The 8,849-nt window shown below is 68.8% G+C and carries 11 protein-coding genes; 7 read left to right on the plus strand and 4 right to left on the minus strand.

Annotated elements, in window-relative coordinates; all coding sequences use genetic code 11:
- From GBZ26_RS23370 to GBZ26_RS23380, 3 genes are all read left to right on the plus strand, one after another.
- Positions 1-1,613, plus strand: a 1,613-nt coding sequence (locus tag GBZ26_RS23370; protein WP_425599360.1) for a cytochrome c oxidase subunit I, incomplete at its 5' end; no start/stop codon positions are given.
- The gene (locus tag GBZ26_RS23375; protein WP_174440903.1) at positions 1,610-2,230 is read left to right on the plus strand and encodes a cytochrome c oxidase subunit 3; all 621 of its coding nucleotides are present in this window, start codon (positions 1,610-1,612) and stop codon (positions 2,228-2,230) included. The genes GBZ26_RS23370 and GBZ26_RS23375, both read left to right, overlap by 4 nt.
- A gap of 6 nt (positions 2,231-2,236) precedes the next feature.
- Positions 2,237-2,506, plus strand: coding sequence for a cytochrome C oxidase subunit IV family protein (locus GBZ26_RS23380; RefSeq protein ID WP_174440904.1), 270 nt, complete (start codon positions 2,237-2,239; stop codon positions 2,504-2,506).
- Here the strand turns inward: GBZ26_RS23380 and GBZ26_RS30745 are convergent.
- Positions 2,496-2,630 (minus strand): hypothetical protein, encoded by a 135-nt coding sequence (locus GBZ26_RS30745; RefSeq protein WP_282184344.1) that lies wholly within the window; start codon positions 2,628-2,630, stop codon positions 2,496-2,498. The two genes, GBZ26_RS23380 and GBZ26_RS30745, sit on opposite strands and share 11 nt — an antisense overlap.
- Between GBZ26_RS30745 and GBZ26_RS23385 the strand changes: the two genes are divergently transcribed.
- From GBZ26_RS23385 to GBZ26_RS23400, 4 genes are all read left to right on the plus strand, one after another.
- Positions 2,611-2,916 carry a Rieske (2Fe-2S) protein gene (locus GBZ26_RS23385; RefSeq protein WP_174440905.1) on the plus strand — a complete coding sequence of 102 codons (306 nt, stop codon included), beginning with the start codon at positions 2,611-2,613 and terminating at the stop codon, positions 2,914-2,916. The genes GBZ26_RS30745 and GBZ26_RS23385 overlap by 20 nt on opposite strands.
- 5 nt (positions 2,917-2,921) lie before the next feature.
- Positions 2,922-3,176, plus strand: a complete 255-nt coding sequence (locus tag GBZ26_RS23390; protein WP_174440906.1) for a hypothetical protein — start codon at positions 2,922-2,924, stop codon at positions 3,174-3,176.
- Between the two features lie 55 nt (positions 3,177-3,231).
- Entirely contained in the window at positions 3,232-4,014 is a 783-nt protein-coding gene (locus GBZ26_RS23395; protein ID WP_174440907.1) for a Crp/Fnr family transcriptional regulator, read from the plus strand.
- Positions 4,015-4,149: 135 nt separating this feature from the next.
- Complete coding sequence (locus GBZ26_RS23400; RefSeq protein WP_174440908.1) at positions 4,150-5,418, plus strand: RNA polymerase sigma factor; 1,269 nt, start codon at positions 4,150-4,152, stop codon at positions 5,416-5,418.
- Between the two features lie 34 nt (positions 5,419-5,452).
- On the opposite strand, the gene GBZ26_RS23405 is transcribed toward GBZ26_RS23400, so the two are convergent.
- From GBZ26_RS23405 to GBZ26_RS23415, 3 genes are read right to left on the minus strand one after another with little or no spacing between them, the layout of a single operon-like run.
- Positions 5,453-6,043, minus strand: a complete 591-nt coding sequence (locus GBZ26_RS23405; RefSeq protein ID WP_174440909.1) for an ANTAR domain-containing response regulator — start codon at positions 6,041-6,043, stop codon at positions 5,453-5,455.
- Positions 6,044-6,061: 18 nt separating this feature from the next.
- Positions 6,062-7,726: an ABC transporter ATP-binding protein gene (locus tag GBZ26_RS23410; protein ID WP_174440910.1), complete on the minus strand. Its 1,665-nt coding sequence runs from the start codon at positions 7,724-7,726 to the stop codon at positions 6,062-6,064.
- A 13-nt stretch (positions 7,727-7,739) separates the two neighbouring features.
- Positions 7,740-8,831, minus strand: coding sequence for an ABC transporter permease (locus GBZ26_RS23415; RefSeq protein WP_174440911.1), 1,092 nt, complete (start codon positions 8,829-8,831; stop codon positions 7,740-7,742).
- Positions 8,832-8,849 lie beyond the last annotated feature (18 nt).

The following is an 8,849-nucleotide window of genomic DNA, read 5'->3' on the forward strand; positions in this document are numbered from 1 at the left end:
GAGCGCAGCGTGTAGCCCGCCCCCGCACCTACATCGAGGCGGGCTACACGCTGCGCTCCTGGCTGCTGACCACCGACCACAAGCGCATCGCCATCCTCTACATGGTCTCCATCACCGGTTTCTTCTTCCTCGGCGCGCTGGGTGCGGCGGCGGTGCGGCTGGAGCTGCTGACGCCGAAGCTCGACCTGCTGAGCGCCGACGGCTACAACCGCGCCTTCACGCTGCACGGCGTGGTGATGGTGTGGTTCTTCCTGATCCCGTCGATCCCCACGGTCTTCGGCAACTTCCTGATCCCGCTGATGATCGGCGCGCGCGACCTCGCCTTCCCGCGCCTCAACCTGCTGTCCTGGTACATCTATGTGCTGGGCGGCCTGTTCACCGCCTACGTGCTGGTGGCCGGCGGGGTGGAAACGGGCTGGACGCTCTACACGCCGCTCAGCACCAAGTACGCGCCGGGCCACACCGTCATGGCGGCGGCGGCGATCTTCGTGGTGGGGTTCTCCTCCATCCTGACGGGGCTGAACTTCATCGTCACCATCCACACGCTGCGCGCGCCGGGCATGACGTGGTTCCGGCTGCCGATCTTCGTGTGGTCGCACTACGCCACCAGCGTGATCCTGGTGCTCGCGACACCGGTTCTGGCGATGGCGCTGATCCTGCTGGCGCTGGAGCGGGCGCTGGGCATCGGCGTGTTCGACCCCGACCTCGGCGGCGACCCGCTCCTGTGGCAGCACCTCTTCTGGTTCTACAGCCACCCGGCGGTCTACATCATGATCCTGCCGTCCATGGGCGTGGTGACGGAGCTGGTCACCACCTTCTCCCGGAAGCGCGTGTTCGGCTACGAGTTCGTGGCCTTCGCCTCCATCGCCATCGCCATCATCGGCTTTCTGGTCTGGGGCCACCACATGTTCGTGGCCGGACAGTCCATGTACGCCAGCATGGTCTTTTCCTTTCTCAGTTTTCTCGTCGCCGCACCTTCGGCGGTCAAGGTCTACAATTGGACGGCGACGCTCTACAAAGGCCAGCTCGACCTGAGGGCACCGCTGCTCTACGCCATGGGCTTCATCGGGCTGTTCGTGTTCGGCGGGCTGACCGGGCTGATCCTGGCCAGCCTGGCGCTCGACGTGCACGCGCACGGCACCGCCTTCGTGGTGGCGCATTTCCACTACATCATGGTCGGCGGGGCGGTGTCGGCGTACCTGGGTGCGCTGCACTGCTGGTGGCCGAAGATGACCGGGCGCCTGTATTCCGAGTTCTGGGGCCGCATCTCGGCGCTGCTGATCTTCTTCGGCTTCAACATCACCTTCTTCCCACAGTACATCCTCGGCTGGCTGGGCATGCCGCGCCGCTACCATTCCTACCCGCCGGAGTTCCTGAGCTGGGAAGTGCTGTCGAGCGCCGGCGCGGTGATGCTCGGCGTCGGCTACCTGCTGCCGCTGGTCTACCTGCTGTGGTCGCTGTTTTACGGGCCGCGTGCGCCCGCCAACCCGTGGGGCGCCACCGGACTGGAATGGCGCGTCCCCTCGCCGCCGCCCAAGCACAATTTCGACGAGATCCCGGTGGTGACCTGGAAGGCCTACGACTACCCGCCGGCCCGGGAGGAGCAAGGATGACGACCGAGCCCTTCGTCCACGCCGGGCAACGCGAGGAGGCCAACCACCTCGGCATGTGGCTGTTCCTCGCCACCGAGGCGATGATGTTCGGCGCGCTGTTCTTCGCGCTGACCGTGGTGCGCCTTCGGATGCCGGAGGGCGTGCGCCTCGCCAGCGGCCACCTGGACAAGCTGCTCGGCACGCTCAACACCGGGGTGCTGCTGACCAGTTCGCTGCTGGTGGCGCTGGCGGTCACCGCGGCGCGGCAGGGGCGGCAGGAGCGCACCGCCGGACTGCTGGCGGGCGCCGCGGGACTGGGCGTCGTCTTCCTGGCCATCAAGGCATACGAGTATGTCACGGAGTTCCGCGAGGGGTTGATGCCCGGCCCGGGATTCCGGCTGGCTGACCAGCCCGGCGCCGAGCTGTTCTTCAACCTGTACTACGCCGCCACCGGGCTGCACGCGCTGCATCTGACCATCGGCGTGCTGCTGATGCTGGGCCTGTCGGCGCGGGTGCTCGGCGGCTATCTGAAGGTGCCGGAGCGCAGCACCAGCGTGGAACTGCCGGGCCTCTACTGGCATGTCGTCGACATCGTCTGGATGTTCCTCTACCCCACCCTCTATCTGGTTTCGCGGTGATTCCCCATGCTTCGACGAGAGAGCGCGACCTCCGTTCTGGTGTGGGTGGCGCTGATGGTGCTGCTGGTGGCGACCGTGGGCGTCTCGTTCCTGCACCTGGGCTCCTGGAACACCGTCCTGAATCTGGGCATCGCCGTCGCCAAGACCGCGCTGATCCTGTGGTTCTACATGCATTTCCGGCGCACCCGACCGCTGGTGCGGCTGGCCGGCGCAGCGGCACCCTTGTGGCTGGCAATCCTGTTCGGCCTGGCGCTCAGCGACTATTTCACCCGGTGAGGAGGACGCGGCGGATCAGCCACCGGTCGATGGGGTGAGAGGTGGCGAGGCCCAGCAGACCGATCCCGCCCCGCCGCACATCCGGGTGGCCGGTGGTGGACAGCATGAACCCGGCGGCCGACACGCTGGCGCTCGCCTCCATCGAGGTCAAACTCGCTCCGGTCGCGGCCGGGCGGTCCATCACCGTGACGTGGCGCGTCAAGCCGGTGTTCGTTCGCCACCGCAAGCCCGAGGAAATCGCGGCCGCCCGTTCGGTGACGGTGAGCGACCTTCCCGACCCGCAGCCGGACGACAAGCGCGTGCAGAAGCCGGAGTGGCTGACCGGACACAGTGGAGGTGGAACGTCCCTGGAGAGCCGTCGTTGGCGAAGAGAGATCATCAGCGGACACCGGGACTCCCCGGCCAGGTGAACGAAATGAAGACCGATTATGTTGATCGCCGCCCATCCGGAACCGCCGCCCAAAGCCCCGGCGACGATTGGGTGGGCGCCTACGGCTTCGGTGGGCATCATGGGCCCGGCTACGACCCGCGGCCGGATGAGGAACGCGACGCCTGGGACCGGGCGGCCGACTCCTTCCTCGCCCTCGTCGGCGACGAGGACGCTGCGCGGCGTTTGCGCAGGGACCATATGCTGGCAAGCGGAGGGCGCGGACGCGACCGGGGCCGTTGAACGGACCGGAGCGCCCGAATGCCCTCCGCAGGGTGGCTCATCACACGAACGGTCCATGGAACAGACGTCCGATCACGGCACCCCTACCCTTCCCCGCCACGGCGCCCCCAACGTGGCGTGCCAGGATTGCACCTTGCGACGGTCGCGCCTGTTCAAGCAACTCGACGAGGATGAACTCAGCTATGTTGCGAAGCTCCGGGACCGTCAGCTCGTGCGGCCGGCCGGAGCCAAGCTGCTCAGCTCCGGACCGGCCGGTGGCTTCATCTACACGCTCTACTCGGGCTGGGGGTTCCGGTCGATACAGCTGGCGGACGGCTCGCGGCAGATCGTTGAAATCCTGCTGCCGGGCGACGTGTTCGGGTTGCACGTGGCCCTGCTCGGCCACTGGGACTACGAGGTGACCGCGCTGACGCGGGTCGTGCTGTGCCGGCTGAGAGCCCCGTCGCTGGACAATTTGTGCACCGAGGTCCCGGCGCTGAACCGGGCGCTGATCCACACGCTGGCCGAGGACAAGCGGCGCGCCGACAGCCGGCTCGCCGTGCTTGGCCGCACGCTGGGACCGCAGCGCCTCGCCTACCTGATGCTGGAGTTGGCCGAGCGGCTCGAGGGGGCGGGCGAGCTGAAGGACGGCTGCTGCGACTTTCCGCTGCGCCGCCGCCACCTCGCCGACGCCACCGGCCTGTCGGGAACCCACGTCAACCGCTCGCTCAGCGAATTGCGGGAGCGGCGGCTCGCCCATGTCGAGGACGGGCGGCTCACCATCCTTGATCGCGAGCGGCTGACCAGTTTTGCCGGCTACACCTCCCTGGGGCAGCGGATCCAGCGGCTGATTCTCTGAGCGCCAATCATTAAATCGCGCACATATGTGCTGAACTGCGGAACCGTGCCGAAGGCGGCGAGTTGGACTCCTGATGCGTGGCAATGGCCCTCCGCCCGCCGATGGCCAGCCGCCGCGAGCAAGCAGGGGTTCGGCATGCCCACATCCTTCTGCGAGGACTTGCTGACATGCATCCCGGAGTTGCGGCGCTACGCCCTCAAACTCACGGGCGAGCGCGCGGCCGCCGAGGATTTGGTGCAGGACTGTCTGGAGCGTGCGCTGAGGAACGCCGACAAGTTCGAGCCGGGCACCAACCTGGAAGCCTGGCTGACGACGATCCTGAAGCACCTGTTCTTCACCGAATGCCGGTGCCGGCACCGGCGCCCGCAGGTCGAACTGGACGAACACGACGGCGTCACTCCGCCGCCGCAGTTCGCGCGGGTCGCCCTGGGCGAGGTTGGAGAGGCGATCCGTGCCCTTCCGCCGCTGCAGCGCGACCTGATCCAGCTGGTCACCATCGACGGCGTCTCGTACCAGGACGCAGCAGACCGCTTGGGCGTGCCGGTGGGAACCATCCGTTCGCGGCTTTCCCGCGCCCGTGAGCAGATCCGCCATATTCTGGACGGGCGGCGCGCCGTTCGACCCCCGGCACCGCGCGCCGTTCCATCCACTTCCGCTCCCCCGGCGTCCATTGCGGCGATGCCGCCGGACCCAGCCCCTCCCGCTCCACATATGCGTTGGCCGCGGCCTTCCGCGCTGCCCGCGTTCCTGGCCGCGCTGTGCCGCCGCCTCGCGCTGGGCGCCGGGCAGGTTCCGCGCGCCGCCGCGGCTCCTCGCTGGGGACGGCCGTGGCGCGGACCGGCGCGGGAGAGCATCCGCACGCGGGGGCCGCCAGCCGTCCGAAAGCGGTCGCCGGAAGGATCGACAAAGGTCGTCCACGCCACGATGACCGGCAGCGCGTCCATACTCATCGAAGCCGTGCATTCGCTGGTGGACATCGGCAACGAGGCCCGGCCTCTTGTTGGACGGAATCAACTGGCGGCGATCGTCCTCGGCCACCGGAGGTCGCCAGCCATCCTGCCGTGGCGGAAATCCGGCCGTTTTCCGCGATTTCAGGCTTCAGTCCAGCGATCCCGGAAAACCGACAGCTTGCCGCGACTCGCACGCTTTGGCACTATTGAGGGGACGCACCGTCGCCGGTCCGACCGAAGCCACGCCCTCCGGTCTAGGAAGCAAACGGGCGGTTCAGTATCATTTCTACCTGAAGTCCTTGATCTGAAACGCCTTAGAGCGGATTGCAATCCGCTTTGGACCGCGACGGCGGTCCCGGACGCACATGCGGCCGAAGCCCGGCCTCTCGTGGGAACGGAGTTCCCGCTGGCGGCAGGCGGATGCCACAGGCATCCGCTGAGAGCTGGCGAATGAGGCGATGTGAATCCAAAGCGAACGGAAGTTCGCTTTAGAGCTCAATCTGGGCGGCGGTGATGACGCTTTGCGCGATGTCGGCGATGCGGCGCCCCTGCTTCATGGCCGCCTTGCGCAAGGCGTTGTAGGCCGCCTCCTCCGTCAGGGACTTCTGCTGCATCAGGATGCCCTTCGCCCGCTCGATCAGCTTGCGGTCGGCGAGCTGTGCGCGCGCCTCGTCGCGTTCGCGTTTCAGCGTTTCAAATGCAGCGAATCTGGCGAGCGCGGTTTCCAGGATCGGCCGCACGCGGGCGGGGTGCAGCCCGTCGAGGACGAAGGCGGCCACCCCGGCCTCCGCCGCCTGCGCCGCTGCCCCCGGCGGGGCTTTGTCGGCGAACAGCAGGACGGCGCAGGCTCCCGACCGGGCCAGGCGGAAGACGACGTCCAGCGTCGCAGGGTCCGGCGTTTCCAACACCGCGACGATGGCGTCCGGGGCCAGCGCGGCGCTGCGGGCCGGCAGATCGGCGAAGCCATGGAGAACGGTGATCCGGTCGGCGCCCCTTGCCCCGGCCAAGCCGTCCTTCACCGGGCGCGTGGCGTCGGCGTCGGGGCCGGCCACCAGGATGGTCAAGGGTTTGTTCGCCATGGCCGCTCCGTTCTCCCCTTACGCTGCCTTGACCGTCCCGCGATGCCCGCCTTCCAGGAAGTTCAGCAACTCCTCCCGGTAGGCGTAGTAGCGGGGGTGCTCCAGCAGGGCCTGCCGGGTCCGGGGGTGGGGGATGTCCACCTCCAGGATGTGGCCGATGCGGGCGTTCGGCCCGTTGGACATCATCACCACACGGTCGGCCAGCAGGATCGCCTCGTCGACGTCGTGGGTGACGCAGATGGCGGTGACCTGGGTGCGCGCCCACACCTCCATCAGCACCTCCTGAAGCTCCCAGCGGGTCAGGCTGTCCAGCATCCCGAAGGGCTCGTCGAGCAGCAGCAGCTTTGGCGACAGGGCGAAGGCCCGCGCGATGCCGACGCGCTGCTTCATGCCGTTGGACAGCTCCGCCGCCGTCTTGTGCATGGCGTCGCCCAGCCCGACGCGCGACAGGTAGTAGCGGGCGATGTCGTTGCGCTCGCCCCGGCCGGCCTGCGGGTAGACGCGGTCGACCCCCAGCATCACGTTCTCCAGCGCGGTCAGCCAGGGGAACAGGCTGGGCGCCTGGAAGACCACCGCCCGGTCGGGGCCGGCGCCGTCGACCTCCCGGCCGTCCAGGACGATGCCGCCGCTGGACACGTCGGCCAGCCCGGCGACCATCGACAACACCGTGGACTTGCCGCAGCCCGAATGGCCGATCAGCGAGATGAACTCCCCCTTGCGCATCTTCAGGTCGAAGCCATCGACCACGGTCAGCGGCCCCTTCGGCGTGGCGAAGGTCTTGGTGACGCGGCTGAACTCGACGTAGCGGTCGTCGGACAGGCCGCCGGCTTGCCCGGCCAGATAGGGTTTGGGCGGCGGCGCGGCGGTGATCGGCGTCGCCGCCGGCAGGGTCAGGGTCTCGTCCACCACCGCGGCGACGCGGCTGGCTCCGGCCTCCATCAGCCACGCCGTGACCTCGGCGCGCAGGCGCTTGAAGTCGGGGTCGTGGTTCACGGCGGTGCGGTCGCGCGGGCGCGGCAGGTCCACCGCGAAGGCCGGGCCGAGCGTCGCCCCCGGACCCGGCGTCAGCGGGATGATGCGGTCGGCCAGCAGGATGGCCTCGTCCACGTCGTTGGTGATAAGGACGACGGTCTTGCGGTCCTTGCGCCAGATCGCCTCGATCTCGTCCTGGAGCTTGGCGCGGGTCAGCGCGTCCAGCGCCGACAGCGGCTCGTCGAGCAGCAGCATCTCCGGGCTCATGGCGAGCGCGCGGGCGAAGCCGACGCGCTGGCGCATGCCGCCCGACAGCTCCTTGGGGCGGCGGTCGGTGGCGTGGCCCAGCCCCACCGTTTCCACCGCCCGGCGGGTGAGCACGCCGCGCTCCGCCGAGGCCTTGCCCTTGTGCACGGCGTCCACGGCCAGCGCCACGTTGTCCTTCACGCTGAGCCAGGGCATCAGCGAGTAGTTCTGGAACACGACGCCGCGCTCCGCCCCCGGCCCGCGCACCGGCTCGCCGCGGAACAGCACCTCCCCCGCGTCGGGCGCGGCCAGCCCGCCCATCAGGTTGACCAGCGTGGTCTTGCCGGCGCCGGAGAAGCCGACGATGGCGACGAACTCGCCCTCCGCGATGGACAGGTCGATTCCGCGCAGCACCTCGGTCCCGCCGTAGGACTTCGCGACGTTCTTCAGCTCAAGGATGGCCATGCTCGGGGACTCCTCAGCGGGTGCCGGTGTGGGAAACGGCGGCCTGGAAGGCCAGCATGACGCGGTCGAGCAGGAAGCCGATCAGGCCGATGGTGAAGACCGCAACCATGATGCGGGCGAGCGAGGAGGAGGACCCGTTCTGGAACTCGTCCCACACGAACTTGCCGAGGCCGGGGTTCTGGGCCAGCATCTCCGCCGCGATCAGCACCATCCAGCCCACGCCCAGCGACAGCCGCAGGCCGGTGAAGATGTAGGGCAGCGCCGAGGGCAGCACGAGCCGGCGCACCATCGTCGGGCCAGACAGTTGCAGCACCTTGCCGACGTTCATCAGGTCCTTGTCGATGGAGGACACGCCGACCGCCGTGTTGATCAGCGTCGGCCACAGCGAGCAGAGCGTGACCGTGATGGCGGAGGTCAGGAAGGACTTCTCGAAGGTCGGGTTGTCGCTCGACACGGTGGCGCTGACCACCATGGTGACCAGCGGCAGCCAGGCCAGCGGCGACACCGGCTTGAAGATCTGGATCAGCGGGTTCATCGCCGCGTTGACTGTGCGCGACAGGCCGCAGGCCACCCCCAGCGGCACCGCCACCAGCGCGCCGAGCAGGAAGCCGGTGAAGACCGTCTTCAGGCTGGTGACGATCTGGTCCAGATAGGTCGGCTTGCCGGCGTAGGGCCGGGTCTTCACCTCGGCGCTCGGGTCCTTGGCCAGCAGCTCGGCGTTGCGCTTGGCCTGCCGGTCGTAGAAGGCGGCCTCCTTGGCGCGCTCGGCCTTGTGGTCGGCGTGGAGGACGCCCACCTGCTCCCACACCTGGGCCGGGCCGGGGATGGCGCCCAGGCTGGTGTTCACCTGCGGCGCCAGCCACGCCCAGGCGGCGAGGAACAGCATCAGGGCGGTCAGCGGCACGCCCATCTGCTGCCACAGCTCCCGCCCCTGCTGGCGCGGGCTGTCCCCGGCGGCCATGCGGAGCAGCGGGCTGAGCCAGCCGAGCCCGACGATCTGCAGGGTGGCGGCGGTGCGGTTCAGGCCGTGGGCGAGACGGGCCTTGCGCCGGGCGCGCATCGCCTCGGCGGCGGAGAGGGTGGAGGCTTCGGTCACGCTGGTCATGGGGTGATCTTTCTGTTT

The organism is Azospirillum formosense (genome assembly GCF_013340925.1).
Lineage (GTDB): Bacteria > Pseudomonadota > Alphaproteobacteria > Azospirillales > Azospirillaceae > Azospirillum > Azospirillum formosense.